Source organism: Hyunsoonleella rubra, assembly GCF_042684665.1.
GTDB classification, from domain to species: domain Bacteria; phylum Bacteroidota; class Bacteroidia; order Flavobacteriales; family Flavobacteriaceae; genus Jejuia; species Jejuia rubra.
Genome location: NZ_JBHULY010000005.1, coordinates 772778 through 796133, shown reverse-complemented (window position 1 = coordinate 796133; position 23356 = coordinate 772778). Strand labels below are relative to the sequence as shown.

The 23356-nt window shown below is 36.8% G+C and carries 21 protein-coding genes; 16 read left to right on the top strand and 5 right to left on the bottom strand.

The window, feature by feature from the left end; genetic code table 11:
* Positions 1 to 10 precede the first annotated feature (10 nt).
* Positions 11 to 3373: a SusC/RagA family TonB-linked outer membrane protein gene (locus ACFSR8_RS04275; RefSeq protein ID WP_380289351.1), complete on the bottom strand. Its 3363-nt coding sequence runs from the start codon at positions 3371 to 3373 to the stop codon at positions 11 to 13.
* 275 nt (positions 3374 to 3648) lie between these two features.
* On the opposite strand from ACFSR8_RS04275, the gene ACFSR8_RS04270 reads away from it, so the two are divergent.
* The 10 genes from ACFSR8_RS04270 to ACFSR8_RS04225 all read left to right on the top strand — a co-directional run bounded on the left by ACFSR8_RS04270 (position 3649) and on the right by ACFSR8_RS04225 (position 11822).
* Positions 3649 to 4248, top strand: coding sequence for a ribonuclease HII (locus ACFSR8_RS04270; RefSeq protein WP_380289349.1), 600 nt, complete (start codon positions 3649 to 3651; stop codon positions 4246 to 4248).
* A 273-nt stretch (positions 4249 to 4521) separates the two neighbouring features.
* On the top strand, positions 4522 to 6951 hold the full coding sequence (locus ACFSR8_RS04265) for a ribonuclease HII (RefSeq protein WP_380289347.1): 2430 nt from the start codon (positions 4522 to 4524) through the stop codon (positions 6949 to 6951).
* Between the two features lie 111 nt (positions 6952 to 7062).
* Positions 7063 to 7278: a hypothetical protein gene (locus tag ACFSR8_RS04260; RefSeq protein WP_380289345.1), complete on the top strand. Its 216-nt coding sequence runs from the start codon at positions 7063 to 7065 to the stop codon at positions 7276 to 7278.
* A gap of 174 nt (positions 7279 to 7452) precedes the next feature.
* A complete protein-coding gene (locus ACFSR8_RS04255) occupies positions 7453 to 8502 on the top strand; it encodes a nucleoid-associated protein (RefSeq protein WP_380289343.1) in 1050 nt (349 codons plus the stop codon).
* A 55-nt stretch (positions 8503 to 8557) separates the two neighbouring features.
* On the top strand, positions 8558 to 9334 hold the full coding sequence (ppk2, locus tag ACFSR8_RS04250) for a polyphosphate kinase 2 (protein WP_380289341.1): 777 nt from the start codon (positions 8558 to 8560) through the stop codon (positions 9332 to 9334).
* Positions 9335 to 9452: 118 nt separating this feature from the next.
* On the top strand, positions 9453 to 10034 hold the full coding sequence (locus ACFSR8_RS04245) for a Crp/Fnr family transcriptional regulator (protein ID WP_380289339.1): 582 nt from the start codon (positions 9453 to 9455) through the stop codon (positions 10032 to 10034).
* Between the two features lie 37 nt (positions 10035 to 10071).
* On the top strand, positions 10072 to 10413 hold the full coding sequence (locus ACFSR8_RS04240) for a hypothetical protein (RefSeq protein ID WP_380289338.1): 342 nt from the start codon (positions 10072 to 10074) through the stop codon (positions 10411 to 10413).
* Positions 10414 to 10429: 16 nt separating this feature from the next.
* Complete coding sequence (locus tag ACFSR8_RS04235) at positions 10430 to 10825, top strand: hypothetical protein (RefSeq protein WP_380289336.1); 396 nt, start codon at positions 10430 to 10432, stop codon at positions 10823 to 10825.
* A 9-nt stretch (positions 10826 to 10834) separates the two neighbouring features.
* Positions 10835 to 11233, top strand: coding sequence for a hypothetical protein (locus tag ACFSR8_RS04230; protein ID WP_380289334.1), 399 nt, complete (start codon positions 10835 to 10837; stop codon positions 11231 to 11233).
* Positions 11234 to 11240: 7 nt separating this feature from the next.
* Complete coding sequence (locus ACFSR8_RS04225) at positions 11241 to 11822, top strand: NAD(P)H-dependent oxidoreductase (RefSeq protein ID WP_380289332.1); 582 nt, start codon at positions 11241 to 11243, stop codon at positions 11820 to 11822.
* 142 nt (positions 11823 to 11964) lie between these two features.
* On the opposite strand, the gene lipB is transcribed toward ACFSR8_RS04225, so the two are convergent.
* Both lipB and ACFSR8_RS04215 read right to left on the bottom strand, forming a co-directional pair.
* On the bottom strand, positions 11965 to 12684 hold the full coding sequence (lipB, locus tag ACFSR8_RS04220) for a lipoyl(octanoyl) transferase LipB (protein ID WP_380289330.1): 720 nt from the start codon (positions 12682 to 12684) through the stop codon (positions 11965 to 11967).
* A gap of 122 nt (positions 12685 to 12806) precedes the next feature.
* Positions 12807 to 12965 (bottom strand): YqaE/Pmp3 family membrane protein, encoded by a 159-nt coding sequence (locus tag ACFSR8_RS04215; protein WP_158845287.1) that lies wholly within the window; start codon positions 12963 to 12965, stop codon positions 12807 to 12809.
* A gap of 299 nt (positions 12966 to 13264) precedes the next feature.
* Between ACFSR8_RS04215 and ACFSR8_RS04210 the strand changes: the two genes are divergently transcribed.
* The 4 genes from ACFSR8_RS04210 to ACFSR8_RS04195 all read left to right on the top strand — a co-directional run bounded on the left by ACFSR8_RS04210 (position 13265) and on the right by ACFSR8_RS04195 (position 19470).
* On the top strand, positions 13265 to 14323 hold the full coding sequence (locus tag ACFSR8_RS04210) for a response regulator transcription factor (RefSeq protein WP_380289327.1): 1059 nt from the start codon (positions 13265 to 13267) through the stop codon (positions 14321 to 14323).
* A gap of 156 nt (positions 14324 to 14479) precedes the next feature.
* Positions 14480 to 14884: a DUF1573 domain-containing protein gene (locus tag ACFSR8_RS04205; RefSeq protein WP_380289325.1), complete on the top strand. Its 405-nt coding sequence runs from the start codon at positions 14480 to 14482 to the stop codon at positions 14882 to 14884.
* A 343-nt stretch (positions 14885 to 15227) separates the two neighbouring features.
* Entirely contained in the window at positions 15228 to 16919 is a 1692-nt protein-coding gene (gene lysS / locus ACFSR8_RS04200) for a lysine--tRNA ligase (RefSeq protein ID WP_380289323.1), read from the top strand.
* 265 nt (positions 16920 to 17184) lie between these two features.
* A complete protein-coding gene (locus ACFSR8_RS04195) occupies positions 17185 to 19470 on the top strand; it encodes a hypothetical protein (RefSeq protein ID WP_380289321.1) in 2286 nt (761 codons plus the stop codon).
* 340 nt (positions 19471 to 19810) lie between these two features.
* On the opposite strand, the gene ACFSR8_RS04190 is transcribed toward ACFSR8_RS04195, so the two are convergent.
* Positions 19811 to 20560, bottom strand: a complete 750-nt coding sequence (locus ACFSR8_RS04190; protein WP_380289319.1) for an alpha/beta hydrolase — start codon at positions 20558 to 20560, stop codon at positions 19811 to 19813.
* Between the two features lie 34 nt (positions 20561 to 20594).
* Positions 20595 to 21473, bottom strand: coding sequence for an alpha/beta hydrolase (locus ACFSR8_RS04185; RefSeq protein WP_380289317.1), 879 nt, complete (start codon positions 21471 to 21473; stop codon positions 20595 to 20597).
* Between the two features lie 110 nt (positions 21474 to 21583).
* Here ACFSR8_RS04185 and ACFSR8_RS04180 point away from each other — a divergent pair, with 110 nt between their 5' ends.
* Both ACFSR8_RS04180 and ACFSR8_RS04175 read left to right on the top strand, forming a co-directional pair.
* A complete protein-coding gene (locus tag ACFSR8_RS04180; RefSeq protein ID WP_380289315.1) occupies positions 21584 to 22804 on the top strand; it encodes a hypothetical protein in 1221 nt (406 codons plus the stop codon).
* Positions 22805 to 22905: 101 nt separating this feature from the next.
* The gene (locus tag ACFSR8_RS04175) at positions 22906 to 23349 is read left to right on the top strand and encodes a hypothetical protein (RefSeq protein WP_380289313.1); all 444 of its coding nucleotides are present in this window, start codon (positions 22906 to 22908) and stop codon (positions 23347 to 23349) included.
* Positions 23350 to 23356: the final 7 nt, after the last annotated feature.

The following is a 23356-nucleotide window of genomic DNA, read 5'->3' as shown; positions in this document are numbered from 1 at the left end:
AGTATTTTTTTTAAAAACCAACATTAAGTGTAAACGTATACGACCTGGTAATTGGTGAAGCAACCCCACCACTGTTGAAGAATTCCGGGTCTTGCCCCCCTAACTTATCATCAGAATAGAACAGAAACAGGTTGGTGCCCTGAAGATTAAAACGTAATGAACTTAGCCCCAAATTTTTCACTGTTTGGCCATCAAAGGTATACCCCAGGGATATGTTTTTCATCCTAACGAAATCACCATCCGCCACCCTAGCCGTTGAATAATTGTAGGCATTATATGCTCTGGTAATACTATTATTACCAATAGATTGAATAAGTGAACGTGACGGTATAGCAGGAATATCAGTAAGATTTTCATCTCCCGGTTGTTGCCAACGGTTAACAAACTCTCTTGGGAACACACTTAAATCTGTATACTCCGAGGCGTATGCAGGATCTAAACGAATTTTGTTACCTCCAGAAAAGGACACAAAAAAGCTAAAATTCCAATTCTTATATTTGAAATTGTTAGCAAGTCCGCCTGTAATTGTAGGCAATGAAGGGCCTTCGTATACAAGGAAATCTAAAATATCCTCCGTTGCTTGGAAATCAATTCCAGAAATTGGATCAATATCCTCTCCAAATTCATCCTGTCCTAAGTCAAAGGTAGGAACTCCAAATTCGTTTAATCCATCAAAATTAAAAGAATAAAGTGCATTGCGCTCTGTACCAATAGCATTTCCAGTACCGTTAACCAATGAAAAAACGTTCGGTCTTTGCTGTAGGTTTGTTATTTCCTGATCAATAAACGAGATATTGAAACCTGTACGCCATTGAAAATCATCAGAACTCACATTAACGGTGTTCAATTGAAACTCAATTCCATTAGTCGTCATTTCGGCGTTATTCCCCAGTTTTGTAAATTCACCTCCGATACCGGATGTTCTGACAACATCCAATAAATCAATACCCCTTCGCGAATAAACATCAAAGATTGCCCTCACACGCTCGTTAAAAAGACCTATTTCTAAACCTAGATTTAGCTCTCTTGTTTGCTCGTAGGTCAATTCAGAATTTTCTAGGTCTTCAATATCAATAAAATTCTCCCGGTCATCCAGATTAAACCTATCCGTAATCGAGTTTAAGAATACCGCTCTATTGTTACTGGCCGCATCATTAAGTAAACCTGTTACCCCATAACTTGGCCTAAAAACCAAACTTGAAATGATATTGGAATCTCTAAGAAACTTTTCCTCATGTGCATTCCAACGCGCACCTACGGAATAGGTAGGTAACCACCTTGCACTTGAGGACTCGCCAGCCCTATTGGAACCTTCGTAATTGCCGGTTACACTCAAAACATACTTTTTGTCATAATCATAATTCACCTGCATAGCCAGTGACACTTCTCGAGACCGTGTTTCTTGAGAAGCGAAATAATCATCTCCTTCCAAAATAACTTTCCTCAATATATCGGGATCAGTAAAAACAGCTCCACCTCTGCTGAATTGATATCCGTATCCTGTAAAGAAAGAGGACGTCCTATCAGCATGCCTATATTCTTGATTGGCATAAATGTTAACATTATGGACATCCTTGAAAGTCTTATCAAACCGCAATGAATTCCTAAAGGTATAAGCCGTAAGTGTATTTTTTGTTTCGGTCAAGATGCCTCCAACTGGTAAAACCACACTTGGTAATGCCACAGGATTATCAGGATCGGTGAACAAAAAGGTATTATCATCCCTAACGAGTTGATTTTCGTCAGCCCTATAGGCCGCAACCCTGTTTGACGCCTCCCTTGCCGCATTTTCTCCAATATTTTTAACATATCTGGCAGAACCTAAAAAGCTGTAAGTTAGATTATTGTTGATTTTATATTCTAATTGGCCTTGAAACTTGACATCCGTTCTATTAATTTCCAACGTATTATTTTCTATTTCATTCAGAATATTAAGTGGTGCCCAATTAGCCCTGTAATACTCTAATTCCCCATTGGCGTCCCGTGGCCTTAAAGCTCTACTCGTAGTCAAAGCATAGTTAAAAGGGTTGATATCAAACTCCCTGGTGAATGATCCAAAAAACAAATCATTCTGCCTTGCCAATGTTCCGGGCGCTTTCTGATTTACAACATTAGCACTTCCCAAAAGCGTAAAAATTAGCTTATCATCATTTAAATGAAATGAGTTTCTAAAATTTGCGGTTACACGTCTAACACGGTCCGCTATTGTCCAGCCGCCGTCAGTGAAATAACCCAACGAAGCATAAGTTCTAGAACTTTTTGAGCCACTGGAAAAACTAATATTGTGATTCTGGGTCGGTGTCATTCTATACAACTCCTTGAACCAATCGGTGTTAGCCAATTCGTATTGCTGTAAAAAGGCCGCCCTTGCTTCTGGGGTATTTCTAATTCCATAAGCTCCATTTGTTTCGTTATAGGTATTTATGGCCTGAGCCCTAATATTGTAAACACCTCCATTACGTCCATACAACACATCCGGATATTGCAAAAAGCCCTTAGCCTCCAAGTCCCGGTATATCGATATGGTTTCTTGAGAGTTCAGTAAATTATACTGAGCGTACCTTGGCCTATCTCTCATTAAGAAATCACCATTGTAGCTAAATGTCGGCTTTTGATCTTTTCGACCAGATTTTGTAGTGATGACAATCACACCATTTTGAGCTCGCGCACCATATAAAGACGTTGCCGAGGCATCCCTCAAAATTTCAAAACTTTCAATGTCGTTAGCATTTAAACCGGCAATAGCAGAACTTAAAAGAGTATTGGGGTCTCCTGAAACTAAATCAGCAAATGAAACATTTACTATCTGCTCCTGGATAACACCATCCACAATCCAAATGGGATCAGCATTCCCTAGAATCGACGCAGAACCTCTAATAGTTATTCTTGGTGCAGCTCCAAACGTTCCGGTAACATTTTGTACGCTTACCCCCGCTGCTCGACCTTCCAAAGATTGAGTGATATCGGGCAATCCCGCCAACTCAATTTCTTCAGCTTTTACGGATTGAGAGGCTCCTGTAAAAACCACCCTGTCAATATTTTGATACCCCGTAATAACAACAGTATCCAAATCTTCTAAATCCTCTTTTAGGGTAACATTTATGGTATTACTCGTGCCAACCGTAACCGATTGAGATTCCATACCGATAAAGCTAAATTTGAGGATGTCACCCGATTGGGCCTGAATGTTGTAGTTTCCATCGAAGTCCGAAACTACACCTCTGGCAGTGCCATCAACAACAATGGTAACGCCTTCCAAGGGCAAACCGTTTACATCAGTAATTGTACCTGAAACCCGGTTTTCTTGAGCCTGGGACAATTGGATTGAAAACACCAATAGCAGTGTCGTCAACCAGGTCAACTTTAATTTCATATAAATAATTATTTGAGTTAGTCGATGACGAATTTCTTAATAAATTCTTAAAGCCACAAAATTTTGAATTAAAAATTATTGATAAAATCCAATATTTAACATTTAAATTGTTCAGTTTTTTCAAAAAAAACTATAATCCGTTAGTAATATTTTACAAAAAATGCAGAAAATGTAATCTTTCAACAATGCAAATTATGAATTCCCTAGTAAAATCAAAAAAAAATACTATGTATGCATAATATATGTGTCTCCAAATTGTTTTTTACTTTTGGACAATGTTAATGGCAAAATTTTCAGAAACCACCTACGAATGCGGCACCGATGAAGCAGGCAGGGGCTGCTTGGCCGGTCCTGTTACCGCTGCAGCAGTAATTCTGCCTGAAGCGTTTACTAGCGAAATCCTTAACGATTCCAAACAGTTGTCGGAATTAAGGCGCGATAAATTGAGGCCGATTATTGAAGCCGAGGCCATGTGTTTTGGCGTTTCCCACATTTTTCAGGAGAAAATTGATGAAATCAATATTTTGAATGCCTCAATTATGGCCATGCACAAAGCTATTGAGCAATTGCGCAAAAATCCAGATTTCATAATTGTGGACGGAAACAAATTTAAACCGTATAACAGCGTCCCTCACCAGACCATTGTTAAAGGTGATAGCAAATATCTAAGTATTGCGGCCGCTTCCGTTTTGGCAAAGACCCACAGGGACCAATACATGAATGCCATCCACGAAGAATACCCGATGTATAACTGGAAAAAAAATAAAGGCTACCCCACAAGGGAACACAGAGAGGCGATAAAAAAATACGGCATTACCAAATATCACCGAAAATCGTTTAGATTATTGCCCGAACAACTTAAATTGGATTTTTAATCTTTGATTGAAACTTACCCGTCCGCCTCCGGATAGCTATCGGGACGACACCTCCCATAAAATAGGGAAGGAAGTTATATTGAACGCTTCTTTTTAATCTCGATAAATTCTATATTTCTTCTGTATAAAACTAAATTTTGTCCTAGAGAAAAAGAACAAAATTTAGTTTCACATCAGGAACAGCTTCGCTAGTCCATATAATTTTTTTCATTGGGTTTTTGAGAATTTCCAAACGAAAAAATTCATGTACTTTTGCAGAAAATCAGTCTGTCCATGAGATTTTTTTGCTATTCCCTCCTACTTATTTTGGTTTGTAGTTGCTCAAATTCCAGAACAAAACGCGCTCAACTCATCGATTTTACTCCGGAAGATTCTGAAATAGTCCTCAAAACCTCGAACCTCGAAAACCTAAAAAGTGCCTTGCAAAACAATGGATTTGTCCAAGCGTTTTCCAAAACCGAAACTTATGGCATAACTGAAAAACAGCTAGAAAATCTTTCGTATTTGAATCCCACTGGGGATATACTGGTTTGTTTTTCAAAAGAAAATGATAGCACTCAATATACTGTTATTTCAAAATATACAGAAGATATTTTTTCATCCGATTCTCTTAAAAATTACTCAGAGGAAACACTTAAGTTCAAGAATAAAACCATTGTAAAGTCTATATTAAATAACAGTACGTTTTACAGTACGGTGATCGACAGCACCTTTTTACTTTCGTCCTCGAAAAACATTCTTGACCGAAGTTTTGAAGGAAATGGCAGGGTATCGAAATTGGCCAATTTCAACGATGTAGTTGATGTTGACGAAACCTTTTCCGCCCTAATTAAAGCCGATTCATCATCATTGAAGTCCTTTTTTATTGAAGAGCGTTTATCAGCGGAAAAACTGACCGATATTTTGGCCCTCGACATCCAAATGGAACAAAATGATGTCTATTTTAATGGCATAGCGAAGTCCCTGGATTCTTTATACAATATTCTTGATATTTTCAAAGGCACCGTGCCACAGGAAAATAAAATGCCATGGATTACTCCCAATAACAGTGATGGCTTTTTAAGTGTTACGTTTGATGATTTTGCAACCCTTTATCCAAATTTAGCACAATATTGGGCAAAAGATTCTATTTCAAATACTACCAAACTATTTGACAACATTACGGAAATAGGGGTGATTTATGAAGATGATGAACGCGCCATTGTCTTGCATTCCATTGATATTATTGCCACCCAAGATGCGTTGCTTGGCGACCAAAATATAATTGAAACTTACAGGGATGTTTCCGTTTTTGAATTTGGTCAACCTGAAATTTTTGCTAAAACGCTCACGCCATTTATCGAGTACACCACTGCGAGCAGGTATTGTTTGATAGATGATTTTTTTGTCTTTTCCAATTCCATGGAATTGCTTCAAAACATCATAGCCAACCATCAAAACAAAACTACTTTAGGCGAAAGAAAAAACTATAGGAAATTGACTGAACATCTAAGTAGCGAAAGCTCAATGATGTTTGTCCTTAGGCCCCATTTGCTTGAAACTGTAGTGGCGAAAAATCTTGGCGCAAGCAAAAATTTGAAGCTCGACGCTTATCGCTTATCTGGTCTGCAATTTATTAACGATTCTGACTTTGCCCACGTTCATGGCGCGATTCAAAAGAAAGGAAAGAATGCAATTCAAAACTCAATTACCGAGGAATTCAATGTTAAATTAGAAAATGACCTGCTTAATGCACCACAATTGGTGACCAATCATGTTACTAAACAAAAGGAAATCGTTGTTCAGGATATCAACAACACCCTTTATTTGATTTCCAACAGGGGAAAAGTCCTTTGGAAAAAGAGGCTGAACGGGCCTATCCTGGGTGAAGTTACCCAAATGGATATTTATAAAAACGGTCGGTTGCAATTGGTTTTTGCAACCCCAAATAGGGTTTACCTTATTGACAGAAAAGGAAGGGACGTTGGGCCATTTCCTTTAAAATTTAACGATAACATTACCCAACCGCTTTCGCTTTTTGACTACGACAACAACAAAAAGTACCGCCTTTTGGTGACCCAAGGACAAAATGTTTTGATGTACGACACCAAAGGCAAGATTGTAAAAGGATTTACATTTAAATCTGCCAATGCTCCCATTGTTTCACAACCCAAACATTTTAGAATTGGAGCCAAGGATTACCTCGTGCTAAAAACCCGAAGCAAACTTTATATTTTGGACCGCACCGGAAAAACCCGGGTAACCCCAAAAGCCAATACTTCATTTTCAAATGAGCCTGTCTTTTTGTATCAAAATAAATTTACTACAACGGCCAGCAACAGTGAGCTTGTCAGCATAGATACACGGGGCAATACCAGCAAGGTCAACTTAAATTTATCATCCAACCATTCTTTGGAAACTACCAGCAAAACACGAGTCACTCTAAATGACAACAAATTGGGCATAAAGAGCAAAGTTGTGGAATTGGATTTTGGCAATTATACCCGTCCCAAAATCTTTTATATCAACAACAAAATCTATGTTTCGGTAACAGATCTACAGGCCAAAAAAGTACTTCTTTTTGATAGTCAAGGAACGATGCGTCCTAATTTCCCGGTTTACGGCAACTCCATAATCGATTTGGATAACACGGATAAGGATAATGCGCTGGAATTTGTAGTAAAGGGCGAAAACAATTCAATTTTAATGTATCAAATCAATTAACAATTTACGCCTAAAACTTGTTGAAAAAGAATGTTTTAAATAGGAATAAACATTTTTCTATCTAAAAAACAAACTTTATATTTAACCCAGCTATTAATCAAACGTTTACAAATGCGATTTCCCAAAAATGCACTAAACGTCCTTAGTTTTGGGGATGTTTTGCCATTTTTTCTAAAGCCCGTGGATGCTCAAACCAAACGATTGAAGCGTTACATTGGGAGAATTGTTGTTTCTATTTTAAATCCATTTGATAGGGAATTCATTTTTAGCATCAAAAAACCTATTACAACAATAAACGCGTCGGGATTGAAGTCCATAGCATACTAAATTATGACTAGATACCACTATCATTTTGAATTATTAAACAAAAGGAGTTATAAGAATTAAAAGCACTAAAACACAAGTCCTCGAATCTCGGGCGTCAAAGTATTCGGCTTTGGCGCCTTTTTTTTATGTCATTTTCAACTTTATTATTTACTATTGCAATCTTAATTCCAAACCATGATTTCAAGAAAAAACGCTTCTATTTCAAAATGTATCATCCACAAAGTTGGCAATAAGTTCAACGACACCAAAAATGCCTTTTCAAATAAATTAGTGGACTTTGACGAAGCCAGCTACGATTTGATGTTGCCTTTTCTTTTAAGAGGATTTGGAAGCGCCGTTCAGAGCTATCGTTTTAATCACCATGCTAATGTAGCCTTGAACGAAATTTTTAGTTATGCCACACAAATTTTTGACGATGAAGATAGTTTTGTTGAGGTTTCAAAACACGTGGTAACACATCTTTACGAGCAGTCCAATTCGGCAAATATCAAAACCGGGGATGTGCTGATCGTTGAGTTTGAAGGCATCGAATTTAGGGATATGACGACCAATGCTATTGGCATTTTCAAGATTGAAAACAAGGTGAATTTTTTTCAAACGTATTTGGAAAATAATAGCTATGACGTTTTAGTCCAAAAGGGTATAAGTTCAAAAAAAGTGGACAAAGGCTGTTTGATTTTAAACCAATCCGATACCGAGGGCAACATCGTTTTTAGTGTGGACAACAATAGTTATGACGCCCAATATTGGCTCAATCATTTTTTAAATATCAAATATGCCGACGATGCCAATAGCCATACCCAGCAGTACTTGGAGCTATGTAAAGAATTTTCAACCGAAATCGTAAAAACCACCTATGGCGCCCAAGAACACAATACCTTTTTAGCAAAAACTATTGACTTTTTCAAGGAAAATGAGGTAGTAAATGTAGAGCGTTTCAAAGATGAACTTTTTGAAGAAGACAAACATAAAAGGGAGTTTGACAATTATAAAAAAGAATTTGAAGGTGAGCAAAACCTCCTCATCCGCAACCAATTTGATGTGGCAGAAGCTGTTGTTAATAAAGAAAAGCGCAAAATCAAAACGGATATAAAGCTGGACACAAATATCCAAATCAAATTAGACATTGATGCACCGGATGCTTCAACTGAGTATTTGGAGCGCGGTTATGATGAGGAAAAGAAAATGCACTATTACAAAGTGTTTTTTAATGCCGAGAATTAATCCATTTCACCTCATTATTTTTTGTTAAATTGGTGGTTTAAAGAACCGTACAATTATGTCCAAAAACAATTTCGACTACGACGCCGAGCTTAAAAAACTACATACCGATTTAGTACATCTTCAGGAATGGGTAAAAAACAAAGGCCTAAAGGTAGTGATCGTTTTTGAGGGCCGGGACGCTTCCGGAAAAGGAGGCACCATTAAACGTTTTACAGAACCATTAAACCCAAGAGTGTGCAAGGTAGTAGCTTTGGGCGTTCCTACAGAAAAGGAAAAAACACAATGGTATTTTCAACGGTATGTGGAGCATTTACCCTCCGCTGGACATATCGTTTTATTTGACCGAAGTTGGTATAACCGTGCTGGCGTGGAAAAGGTGATGGGTTTTTGTAGCGATAAGGAATACCGTGAGTTTTTACGATCCTGCCCTGAGTTTGAAAGGATGTTGGTACGTTCAGGCATCATTCTTTTGAAATATTGGTTTTCGGTAAGTGACGAAGAACAGGAAAGGCGTTTTAAAAATCGTATTAGCAATCCATTGAAACGATGGAAGTTTAGCCCCATGGACCTGGAATCCCGTTCCCGATGGTTGGAATATTCGAAAGCGAAGGACCAAATGTTTGCGCATACTGATACCAAACAAGTACCGTGGTATGTGGTTAACTCAGATAACAAAAAGAAAGCACGCCTAAATTGCATCAGCCACGTATTGAGCATGATTCCCCATGAAAAAATGAATATTGAACCCATTGAATTGCCAGAACTGCCCGATTATGAAGCCTATGTAAGGCCTCCAATGAATTATCAGACATTTGTACCCGAGAAATATTGATTTGGTTAATTCTTCTAGCTTGCTTTTACAGTCGGCAAACCTTTTAAAAATCAATATTATCTTAGTTTTGACCATTAAGGAAACCTATCTTCTAAATAAGAAACTATAGTTTATCAAGATGAATGTAGAAAAAACCCTAAATGAAATTGAAGAAATTTATTCACCCTTAACGCATGGCTGTCAACAAGAGTTCATTTCTAATTCAAAACTTGTTACCTTCAAAAAAGGTGATACTGTTGTTCGAGAAGGGCAATATTCTAAGAATGCATATTTAATTATTGAAGGATGTGCGAGGGCTTATTATTTAAAGGATGGCAAAGACATTTCGGATTGGTTTACATTTGAAAATCAATTTATCGCATCCATTATAAGTTTTTTCGGCGAACAACCGAGTCCACATTATATCGAATTTATTGAAGACTCAACAGTTCTTGAGTTTTCCAAAGAAACAATGGACTTCCTTTCAAATAAACACCACGATTTTGAACGATTTATTAGTAAAGTGGTAATAGAAACTATGCTAGGACTTTGCGAAAGATTGCACACCATTCAATTTTCAAAGGCAGAAGAAAGATATCAGAACTTAATAAGTATTTACCCAAACATTACACAGCGAATACCGCTCACACATATTGCTTCTTACTTAGGTATTACCCTTGAAACATTAAGTAGGATTCGCAACCCTAAAGTTCGAATTTGATCTATATCAAATGACACACCTTCCATTAAAATGACCTTTGCAAAAAGATTTAAAAATGGAAGAATTCAGCAATCAACAAAAATCAATTTTTGGAACATGGTGGGAACCTATTAGAAAATGGTTTTACCCAGCTTGGCTAATCTACGAAACCTCAATGCGATTCTATGAATATGCTTTTGGTGTAAGCAACTTTTTTATAGAACAGGAAGATAGTATTGGCGAACTTTTTTCTCAAATTTTGGCAATTTCTTTTGGCTTAGCCACATTCTTAATCTGCTCATTTTATTTAACTATTCCAACCTGTATTATTCTTTATAGGTTTTTTAAAGAGGACAAACTTACAACCCCATTTTTACATAAAATCAAAAAATACTTCTAATTCAAATTTTTAATAAATGAAAAGAATATACATAAAAATAGCTGGTATAATAAATCTTCTAGGCGCTATTCTTCATACCGTTGGTGGGCAAATGGAATTGGTTAATCCACTTTTAGATAGCAATATCAGTATTCAACAAAAAGCCGAATTAACCGGAGCGTGGCACATCGTAACTATACTTTTGTTTTCTACTTCCTACATCATCTTAAAAGTTGGATTTAAAAAAGTTAGCCATCAAGCAAAAGAATTTCTTAAACCCATAGCTGTTCTTTACATTTTATCAGGCATTCCTTTTTTAATTACCAGTTTTCTGCATAAGGTTTATGCATTTCAATGGATATTGCTTATGCCTATTGGTATACTGATTTTAATGGGCCTACAAAAATCATCTTCTAATAAGCAAAATCTTTAAAGATTTCTCATGAATCAATATTTGTTCATCGCAGGTACGCTATACTTTATATTAGGATTAGTGCACTCTATACTTGGAGAAATTTTAATTTTTAAGAATCTAAAAAAATCTAACAAAATAATTCCCACGATTGTAACGTCTAAATTAAAAGAAAGGCACCTAAGAATAATTTGGGCTACTTGGCACTTAACATCATTATTTGGATGGTGTATTGGTGTTTTACTTATCAAAATTGGAACAAGGCAGACCGAAATGAGTGCAGATATGATGCAATTCATAATCACTTGCATAGCAATTACAATGCTCTGCGCCTCTTTTCTTGTTTTCATTTCTACAAAAGGAAAACATCTAGGCTGGATAGTTTTACTAATAATTGGAATCACACCTATATTAGGTATGTTAAAATAAAACATTGATGAATAAACGAATAGCCCTTATAATAGGCCACCCAGATAAAGAAAGTTACAATTTCGCCTTAGCAAAAGCCTATAAAAAAGGAGCTGAAGTGTCAGGTTACGAAATTCGAGAAATCATTATTCAAGATTTAGGTTTTAATCCAAATCTACAATTTGGTTATAGGAAAAGAACCGAACTTGAACCTGATTTATTAAAAAGTCAAGACATATTAAAATGGGCAAACCATTTAGTTTGGGTGTATCCTGTTTGGTGGGGTTCAGTACCTGCAATAATGAAAGGCTTTTTAGACAGAGTGCTTCTTCCTGGATTTGCGTTTAGCAAAAGAAAAGATTCTTTATGGTGGGATAAACATTTTACGGGTAAAACTGCTAGAATCATAAGTACTTTAGACCAACCTAGTTGGTACTACAAGTGGTTTTATGCAAGTCCTAGCCACAAAGCAATGAAGAAATTAACAATGAACTTCATTGGAGTAAAAAAAGTAAGAATTACAACCATTGGCCCCATAAGGTTTTCTAAAGAAAAGTTTAGAACAAAGTGGTTGGAAAAAGTTAAAAAATTAGGACAAACCGGGCAGTAGGTATAGACATCGAAAGCAACTCAAAAAAAGGTTGGATTTGTCAACTAAGCACACAATAAAAATGCCAGTATATATAGTTCATTGAAAATTGTATATAAGATGTATAAAGAGTCCCAAACCAAATATTAGTAAATTAAATCCATTACTTTTTATTTTCAAGATCGTTAAAAAACTCCACCCCAAAAAGATCCGAAAAATGTTTCAACAACTTTTCTTTAACCCCAGCCTCATCAACGGCTTCAACCCCCAATTCAACATTTAAAGAGGTCACTGCTTTTCCACGAATCCCACAGGGAATAATATTATCAAAATAGCCCAAATCGGCATTAACATTTAACGCAAAACCGTGCATGGTCACCCATCGGCTCGCACGTACGCCCATGGCGCAAATTTTACGTGCAAACGGGGTATCGACATCGAGCCACACTCCTGTTTCCCCTTTACTGCGCTCTGCTTTTAAACCGTATTCTGCCAATGTGAGGATAATCATTTCCTCCAATAAACGCAGGTATTTATGGATATCGGTAAAGAAGTTTTCCAAGTCCAAAATGGGATAGCCCACAATCTGCCCGGGTCCATGATAAGTGATATCCCCACCCCTATTTATTTTGTAAAAAGAAGCGCCTTTGCCCTTTAATTGGGCTTCGTTCAGCAATAAATTAGATAAATCCCCGCTTTTGCCTAAAGTATAGACGTGCGGATGCTCCACAAACAAAAAATGATTTTGGGTTTCTTCCTCCGTAGCCTCCCGTCTATTTTTTATTTTGGTATCTACAATAGCTTTAAAAAGGGTTTCCTGATAATCCCAAGTAGCCTTGTAATCTTTGAAGCCTAAGTCCTGAAGTTCTACCTTTTTATTCATTGGTTGCAAAATTACACCATTTTTCTCGCAAAGTCGCAAAGACGCAAAGTTTTGAATATGGTTATAGACAGCTTAAAAAAGAGGATTTATCAACACCCGCCAACTGAGACTGAGACTGCAAACTAATTTTTTGGATTATTAAGTATGACCAAGGCGGCGATAACGCCCGGCACCCAGCCACAAAGCCAAAGTAGAAAAACGATAATAATAGAGCCACAGCCTTTATCCAAAACGGCCAATGGCGGGCAAATAATAGAAAGTAAAACTCTCCAAAAACTCATTATAAATTGATTTAAGATTGATGATTACCTATCGGACGCTTTTACAATCGTTTCGTTACAACAAAACTAGGATAATTTAAAATTCAGATGTCACCTTGAGCATTACTGAAATGAAAATATATTTTCATTGAAAGTACAAAGCGAAGCTTAACGAAAGGTCTCAAAAAAATTTCGGGTTATAATAGGTTTCGACTGCGCTCAACCTGACACAGTTTAGTGCTTTTCAAAAAAAATAAGATGGTAATGTTAGCCAATTTGATTTAATTTTTACTTAAAAGAAAAAACAGTAGTTTAGTGCTATGAGATTTTTTTACGGAATCCTATGTTTTGTACTTTTTGGGAACTCGGCGTTTGCCCAGCACAATTTTAAAGGGTTTATTGACCATGATCGTTGGGAAAATCAGGTGTATCTATCCGTTATTGACGATTACAGAACACTTTCCAACATTAACGACGAGCAGATTATTACTAGAGTTTCTGCAGATTCCACTGGTTTTTTTCAATTCACGGGCAATCAGTTGGACACGGAGCAAAAAATCTATAAACTCCATGTAGACAATTGTGTTTCCGAAGATGATATCAATATCCATTTTGAAGGGCATTGCTCAGACAGCAAGGACATTCTTTTTATTGCGAAACACAATGATACGATTCAATTTCCTTTGTCCTTTGATGCCCAAATGTTTTGTGATATTGTGTCTTCCAATCCGAAAACAGGGGCGTTTATAAAAATTGATTCGCTAAAGGACGAAATGAAATTCGCCTATTCCGAATTCAGAAGTATCGCCAACAGGGAATTGAACAACAAAAAATGGTTTAAAACACTACAAGATTTTGGCGTTTCGTTGAACGAGCCTTTGGCGGAACTCTATATTTACGCATTCCTATCGGATAGAAGCAGTCCATTTCACCGATATTATCTTGAGGATTTGAAAGACAACCCCTATTACGACGGGCTTTTAAGCCGATTGGAATCCAGCTATCCAAATTCGGCATATACGCGTCAGTACAAAGCTGAACTGGCCTCGGATAAATTTATTGTTTCGCCAACGGAATCCGACACTGATTTATTTTGGACCTATATCCTATTTGGATTACTGATGATTTCCTTGCTTTTTAATTTGAAATTGATACGAAAAATTCGGGGCAAAAATGGCAAGGGTTTGGCGGAAGCCACTTCGCAATTGACCAAACAAGAACAAAATGTATTGCAACTTTTGCTGGAAGATAATAGCAATAAAGACATTGCCGATGCACTTTTTGTGAGTGTAAGTACCGTAAAAACGCACGTAAACAACGTGTACCGCAAACTAAATGTGAGTTCAAGAGACGAATTAAAGTCGCTGTATCACAAGTAGTTACAAAATTCAACCTTGGTACTAGTACCGATTTCAACCTGTTTTTCGACCCCATTCCCAAATGTAAATGGCGATGTTTGCTTTCGTATTAATCATTGAAGTGGTGCATTAGGCAAACTCAAAATTTTGAACTACTTCAGCTAAAACAATTTAATCATGAAACGAACAGTAAACATTTTAGTAATGTTCCTTTTTATGGGAGCCACTGCAATTACCCAAGCACAAGAAATGGCAATGCTGGAGGAAGTGGCTATTATCGATTTTGAAACCGAAGTAATGGATTATGGTACCATCGAACAAGGTTCGGACGGCACACGAATTTTTAAATTCACTAACAAAGGCAATGCACCTTTAATTATTTCGGAGGTAAAAACCAGCTGTGGCTGTACGGTGCCCTCCTACTCCAAAACCCCTATTTTGCCAGGCGAACAGGGCGAATTAAAAGTGAAATACAACACCAAAAAACTGGGTAATTTCACTAAAACCATCACCGTAATTTCCAATGCCAAGGAAGTGCAGAAAATCTTGAAAATTAAAGGCAAGGTGGTTGCCCCAAGCTAAACTTTAACTTATCTTCATTTTAAATCTAAAGCATGCCAAAGCTGTCAGTTCGAGTGATTTTGAGATTATCGAAGTCAAAATATATTTTGATTGAAGATACTGAGCGAAGCTCAAAATCGTATCGAGAACAGATTTTGATATCGAAAATATTTATTCTCGATACAAATTTTGCTCATTTCAATCACAAAATTCACTCGAATTGACAATATTTTCTCAAAATGCCTAGCTAGCAAACTTTTATTTGAATTAGTCAACAGCCCCTAAAGATTATCAATAATCCTTAGGGGCTTTATTTTATTCTTAGGTGAAATAATGTAATTTTGCAACCTTAAATAAAAAAGGCATGCAACTTTCCGAACAAGAACTGGTACGACGCGACAAACTCGCAAAATTGAGAGCTTTGGGGATCAACCCATATCCTGCAGATTTATATCCCGTAAAACAGACGACAACCGATATTAAATCCGATTTTGAGGAAGGTAAATCCGTGGTGATTGCAGGCCGATTGATGTCGCGCCGTATTCAAGGGAGTGCTAGTTTTGCTGAGCTTCAGGATAGTGAAGGTCGAATTCAGGTGTATTTTAATCGCGATGAAATCTGCACGGGTGACGACAAAAGCAAGTACAACAATGTGTACAAAAAGCTGTTGGATATCGGTGATTTTATCGGGATTGAAGGTGAATTGTTTACCACCAAAGTGGGCGAAAAAACAGTGATGGTAAAAGATTTTACCCTATTGAGTAAAGCTTTAAAACCGTTGCCACTGCCTAAAACCGATGCAGACGGCAACACCTATGACGAATTTAACGACCCCGAGTTACGTTACAGACAGCGCTACGCGGATTTGGTAGTGAATCCACATGTGAAAGACGTTTTTGTAAAGCGTACGAAACTGTTCAATGCCATGCGCCAGTTTTTTAATGATGCCGGGTATTTTGAAGTGGAAACGCCTGTATTGCAACCGATTGCCGGTGGTGCTGCGGCACGTCCGTTTGTGACCCACCATAATTCTTTGGATATTCCTTTGTACATGCGCATTGCAAATGAGCTGTATTTGAAGCGGTTGATTGTTGGCGGTTTTGACGGGGTATATGAGTTTTCCAAAAACTTTAGAAACGAGGGGATGGATCGTACCCATAATCCAGAGTTTACCGCCATGGAAATTTATGTTGCCTACAAGGATTATAACTGGATGATGGATTTCTGTGAGCAATTATTGGAGCACTGCGCTATAGCTGTTAATGGTACGACAAAGGCCACTTTTGGGGAGCATGAAATTGATTTTAAAGCGCCTTACCAACGTGTGACTATGGCGGATTCCATAAAACATTTTACGGGATTTGATATTACCGGAAAATCCGAAGCTGAAATTAGAAAAGCCGCCGAAGATATGGGCATTGAGGTGGACAACACCATGGGCAAGGGCAAGTTGATTGATGAGATTTTTGGCGAAAATTGTGAGGGCAATTATATCCAACCGACCTTTATTACGGATTACCCAAAGGAAATGAGTCCATTGTGCAAGGAGCACCGTGATAATCCGGAACTGACCGAGCGTTTTGAACTGATGGTTTGTGGCAAGGAAATTGCCAATGCCTACAGCGAATTGAACGACCCAATTGACCAGCGCGAACGTTTTGAACACCAATTGGAACTCGCCAAAAAAGGTGACGATGAAGCTACGGCCACTATCGATTACGACTTTTTACGGGCTTTGGAATACGGGATGCCCCCAACTTCTGGGATGGGTATAGGCATGGACCGATTGATTATGTTTTTAACCAACAACCAATCCATCCAGGAAGTACTGTTCTTCCCCCAAATGAAACCAGAGAAAAAACCTTTGGCCATCAGCGATGACGCCAAAACCATTTTGGAAATTCTAAACAAGTCCGAAAAATTGGAATTGGTAGATTTAAAATCCCAATCCGGCCTATCCAATAAAAAGTGGGATAAATCCATTAAAGAACTGACTAAAAACAGTTTAGCCAAGGTGGAAAAGACCGAGAAAGGGCTTTTTGTAGAGGTAGTGTAATACATTATTTCTTGTCATGCTGAATTTGATTCAGCATCTCATAATATAAAAGGATTGTCAAGATGCAATCCTTTTTTTTGTTGCATTTGACAGCAGATACTGGCCAAAATAGTGTCATAAATCTTTCGCCCAAAGACAATTTGTAAAAACTGAACGAGTTCTGCAATACCCCTGCGATTTTTCCTTATTTTTAACAAAGCATAAGGTAAATGAATACACCAGGTGTGTTTATACAATTGTTATATGCAAGCCAAAAAAATCTTCAATGGAAATCAATAAAAAGCTACATTACATTTTAATATATCTCTATTTTATTTCTTGTGTACTTCATTCTCAGAATAATAGAAATGTCATAGATACTATGGCAAATAATTTCCAAAAGCTTGCGAACAATCAATCTTTCGATAATATTTACCTTCAAACAAGCAAGGATATTTATGAAACTGAAGACAACTTATGGTTCAAAGCCTATATTTTAGATGCGCAACATCTTATTCCTTCTCAAAGAAGTAAAACTCTCTATGTGCAATTAATTAATAATGAAACAAAACAAGCAGTTTGGGAAGAAAAATATGAAATAGAAAATGGTTTTGTTGATGGGCATATTTATATTCAAGATTCATTAAAAACAGGACAATACGTTCTTGCTGGTTATAGCGAACATTCGTACTTTAAAAACCAAAAAACACTTTATGCACTTAAAAAAATTAACATTGTTAAAAATATAAAAGAAAAAGAAAACGTTGCTTTTATTAAAAATGATACCATATCTCAATTTTCATTATTCCCTGAAGGGGGTTATTTAGTTTCAGATATAGAAAACAAACTTGCATTTAAAGCTATAAACAAAGAAGGGTTACCCGTAAAACTTTCAGGAACTTTGTACGAGAACAATTTGCCTCTTTTTAATATTAAAAGCGTGCATGCAGGAATGGGAAGTCTAAATTTCACGCCAAAAAAAGCAAACACCTATTATATCAAACTATCTGAGTCCGATAAAAATTATCAATTACCTGAAATTAAATCTACAGGTAAAACACTCGGTTTAATAGCAAGCACAAAAGATTTTTTATCCTTTAAAATCTCCCAAAGTAAAAACCAGAAACCAGAAACTATATACTTACGACTACAGACAAGAGGTGTTATTTACAGCATAGCATCTGCTAAATTAAAAGAAGAAGTAATTATAAAAATGCCTTTAGAAGATGTACCTCAAGGCATTGCAGAAGCTACTCTTTTTAATTCTGATTTAAAACCAATTGCTGAACGATTAGTTTATATAAAACTGGATCAAAAATTAAACATAAAAACAATTTTAGATAAAAGTGAATATAAAACCCGAGAAAAAGCAACCTTAAAAATAATAACTACTAATGAGGACGGAGAACCCGTTATGGCACATTTAGGTTTAAGTGTTTACGACAAAGTTTATCAAAATGAATTTGAACCAAAAAATATACTTACCCACTATCAGCTATCAACACAATTAAAAGGCAATATTTATAATCCAGCTTATTATTTTAATGAAGATAACAAAAACAGGTATGAAGCTTTAAATCTACTATTGCTTACACAAGGGTGGAGACGGTACGTATGGCATGAAGACAACTTAAAAGAAAACAACAAACTTAGAAAAACAATACTTTCAGACTCCATTATATGTAAGGTTCGATTAGAAAAAATAAAGAAGCAATCAAAAATACCAGGACATCCACTTGTAACGCTCTTTGATCCAGAATCTGCAAAGGAGCAAGGTACTATCATGGCAGATTCTATGGGTTTTTTTACTATAAATTATGAACATTTAAAAACGGCAGAAAAGGGTTATTTTTATTTGAGACCGCTAGCACCGAAAAAACCTAAATATGTTATTGATATCAAAGATGCTCCCTTTAATACCATTAATAGGAATAATGGAACCATGTCAACGAATTATCCCTTTCCAAAATTAATTGAAGAAACATTTAAAGATGTTAGACCGCCATTAATCATAGCAGATGACGTTAATAAACTTAACGAGGTTGTCGTTTCAGCAAAGAAAAAGAAGGTGTTCAGAGATAAGTATTTAAGTTCTTTGGTTAGTTCACTTCCATCGCCAGATTATGTATGTGGCTATGGTTTATTAAATTGTGTAAATTGTATAACTAATAATCAACGTTCCAAAATAAGAAAACCTATTGATGGTGAGACATATATATCTGAAGATAGAATAAGTAGCATTATATACAGAAAAAATGATCGTATAAAATATACAAATGAAGAACTTATAAAAAAGTTCAATCTAAAAATACTAAAAGGCTATTACGGTGAACGAGAATTCTACCAGACTGTTTATAATAATGAAACTATAGATGACCCTTTTCCTGATTACAGAAATACCGTGTTTTGGAAACCAGATATTATTACTAATTCAAAAGGCGTAGCCAGAATAGAGTTTTATTGCTCTGATATAAATACTACTTTTACAGGAACTATTGAGGGAATTGGTGGAACTGGCTTACTGGGTGCTGAAGATTTTAATTTTAAAATATATAAAAGAGAAATTAAATAAAAGCCTGTGTAACACCTTGTAAAAATAATTACTTGGTTCTTGCCTCTCCGAAAAAACCTGAAAGATTTTCATCTGGCTCGTTCCATTTTTGGAAAGTTAGTTACCATACCACGCAACTATTCTTATACAGACCGTTCAATTCAAAAACAAAGAAGCCAGCAACAAAACGTTACTGGCTTTTCTTTTAACTAAACTAAACTAAACTAAATTTATGTAAACTAAACTTGTACAAATAGACGGCAAAAATTCCATTTACTTACAGTAGTTTAGAAATTTTTAACGTAAGCCAAATCTATTTTTATGACTTCTTTAAGATTTGGTTTTGAAGATGTTAAGAATTTTAAGAAAACAAGTCCTCTATAGCATTTCTATAGGTCTCAAATTCGATTAAATTATTGTGGTTCCCTCCTTTAATGGTGATAAAGATGGTTTGGGGTTTGGGTGCGTTTTGAAATAATTTTTCTGCACTATCGTAGGGAATCACACCATCATCCGTCCCGTGGAACATTAGGATGGGGCATTTCACCTTTTGAATAAATTCAAAAGTTGGAAAACGGTATTTCAATAAGGTGTCCACTGGCAATATGGGGTATCGGGATTTCCCAACATGGGCCATACTGTAATATGGCGTTTCCAAAACCAATTGTTTGGGGTTATTTTCAGAGGCTAAAAAGGTAGCGATCCCAGTGCCGAGTGACCGGCCGTAAAGGGTGATATCGCTTTCGGCATAATTGGTTTTCAAATAGTCATAAAACAGTTGGGCATCCGTATAAAATGCCGTTTCGCTTAATTTGCCGGTGCTCTTTCCAAAGTTACGGTAGTCCATAATCAGTACATCGTAACCTTTGTCCACAAAAAACTCGGCAATGGTTCCCCACCGAGATAAATCACCTGCATTGCCATGAAAATATAAAATAACGCCTTTTGGAGCTTCCAGTTTAAAATGAATCGCATTTAAGGTCCCACCGTCATCTGCCTTCAAATTGATTTCCTCAAAACTATGTAGGGATTCAAATTGGTAATCCTGGGGAAGGACACTTGGCAAAAACAGCAGTTTTTCCTGCATAAAATACAGGAGTGTTGAAATCATAACATATAGGCTAATTACACCGAGGGAAAATCTCCTAAGCTTTCGCCTTATCGGGTTTTGAACTGTGCTTGACATGGATACTGGTAGTTGACAAATCGATAGCTTTGGGTTTGGTATTTAAAATATCATCGATCATTTTATGGTAGGATTCAAAGGTATTTAGGTTTTTGTGCCCACCTCCAATAACGGTATGCAACTTGGTCAGCTTTGGGTTGACCTTGGACAGTTTTATACTGGTTTTGTACGGAATCAATTTGTCATTGGTGCCGTGAATGATATGAATAGGACACTGCACATATTTCAACCATTTGTAGGTGGGCAACGGATATTTAATTAAAACGGACAAAGGCATAAATGGCGCATAGCGCTTGGTAACCTTTGTGAGACTGTAATAGGGCGCATCCAAAATCAACAGTTTGGGCTGGTTCATGGAGGCCAACTTTGCCGCAAAACCCGAACCTAGGGAACGTCCGTACAAAATGATTCTATCCTCAGTAGTATATTCCTTGATTTTGTCGTACACACGTTGCAAGTCGCGCTTTATGGCTTTTTGAGACCGCTTGCCCGTACTTTTTCCAAAACCACGGTAATCTACCATCAACACATTATAATTGTGTCGGGTAAAATCCACCGCAAACTTGCCCCAGCCTTTGATGCTTTTGGAATTGCCTTTTAAATACAATACAATCCCACGTGACTTGCCTTTCGGCTTGAACAACAGTCCATTGATAACAGCTCCATCACGGGTTTCCAGATTATGCTCTTCGGTAATTTGGTTCTCATAATTAAACTGAAATGCCGCAGGCAGTTTTTCAGGTTTGAACAAGAAGTAATCCTGCAAATAGTACAATGCCACACTGATAATGACGTAGATCAAAATAATCAGAAGTACAATGTATAACCAATATGGCATTGAATGAGGGTTTTTACTAAAATACAATAAAATCGATTAAGGATGTATTTGGCAGTCCGACTACCCATTTAATTTGAATCGAAAAAACGAAAATCCAGTATATTTGCCCGATGCGTAAAAAAGCCCTGATAATTTTAACAGCACTTTGTGCCACATGTACCTTTTCACAGGAACGTGATAGCATTATCTTTAAGAACGGGATAGACAGGCCCAGTGTTTTGGCCACACACCATTTTGGGATTTTTAGTGCCAGAATCAATCAGAATTTTAAAATTGCGCCGCCACAACGCCCTCTTTTTTCATTAAACTATACTAGTGGCAATAGTTTCCACCCTTTTGTTGAGGCACACTTTCCAAAAGACCCTGAGGTAAGAGAGCGGTTGAGTAAGGTTACCTGGCACGATAGACAGTTTAATTTTGTAGACCAAGAAACGACCCCTGCAGAATATATGAATATTGTGATTGATGCGGTGATCAAAGAATTTCGATTTAACTATAATTTTGCCGTTGCCAAACAGCATGAATTAGGAATAACACTTCGTTCTTATTTAATTACCCGTGGAAAATATCCTTTTTCCGTTTTCACCAGTGACGAGGGCATTGAATGGTTTCATAGCAATGTAGCCGGTGGCGAGGATCCTTTCGGAAGACGCTACTATGGGTTAAACCAAGTCAACTTTAGATATTTTGACAGAAACGGCCAGACGCTCGAACTCAATGCAAATGATTTTTTTATTGGTGGGATTGAGCTAAATCACTTCTATTATCCAGAGATTTTAAGAAATGATGACAAAATGATTTATGGAAAATTTGGAAGTCATGTCGGGTTAAACACCTCCAAATTTAACAGGTCGCTAGATTATGGGATATCAGCAAATGCGGTAAAACGACTTATCCTAAAAAGCAAAAATGAATTCAATTTTGGTCTTGGAGCCAGTGTACTTCGCAAAAATTTTATTGCTGGGAAAGACAACATAGATTTGGGAAACAACGCTTATTTAGGAGCTTTTGAAGTCCATGCGGAATTCACGAAATACACTAAAAAAGGGAATTATCATGCTTTTGGGGTGAATTATCACGTACAGACGCGATACAACAGAAAAGAGGAAGCCGATTATTTTAGGTTGCTCGGCAAATGGAAAGAAATCAATGGCGGTTGGCAAAATGGGGTAGCTACACTTTACCAAACCCTAAACGACTGGAATTTTATCTATACCTACGGCAGACCCAACTACAAAATCTCACTATTCATCAAAGAAGACCTTGAAGTAAACAATGCCCCTGATTTTCAAACAGGTATCACCCTAGAAATTCCAATTTCAAGACATTAAAGAACTCTTCTTTTTGTTAATTTCTCGTTAAAGCCACTGGTGTTTTTAAACCATTTTTGGGTTTCACAGTCAAAGCATCAAACAACTTAAAATTTATTACGATGAAAAAACTTTTAATCCTAGCCGTGGCCATATTCGCAGTTCAAATGACATCTGCCCAAGCCAAAGAAAGAGGCCAAAAAGCAATGGACTTGTCAGCTGAAGAAATGGCGACTATTCAGACCAAAAAGATGACTTTATTTTTAGACTTGAACAAGTCCCAGCAAGACAATGTGTACCAAGTTAATTTGGAAAATGCAAAATTGAGAAAAGCCCACATGGCTGAAAGAAAAGCCAAAAAGGAAAGTGCAGAGGCAACGAAGCCCTCAAAAGAAGAGCGTGTAGCAATGATGAATAAAATGTTGGATCATAAAATTGCCGTTAAAGCAAAAATGAAAGACATTTTAAATGATGAGCAATACGAGAAATGGGAAAAAGCCCAGGCTAGAAGGCATGCTAAAATGAAAGAAAAAGCCAAGAACAAGCGTAAAGGCAAAAGAGCCTAAAAATATT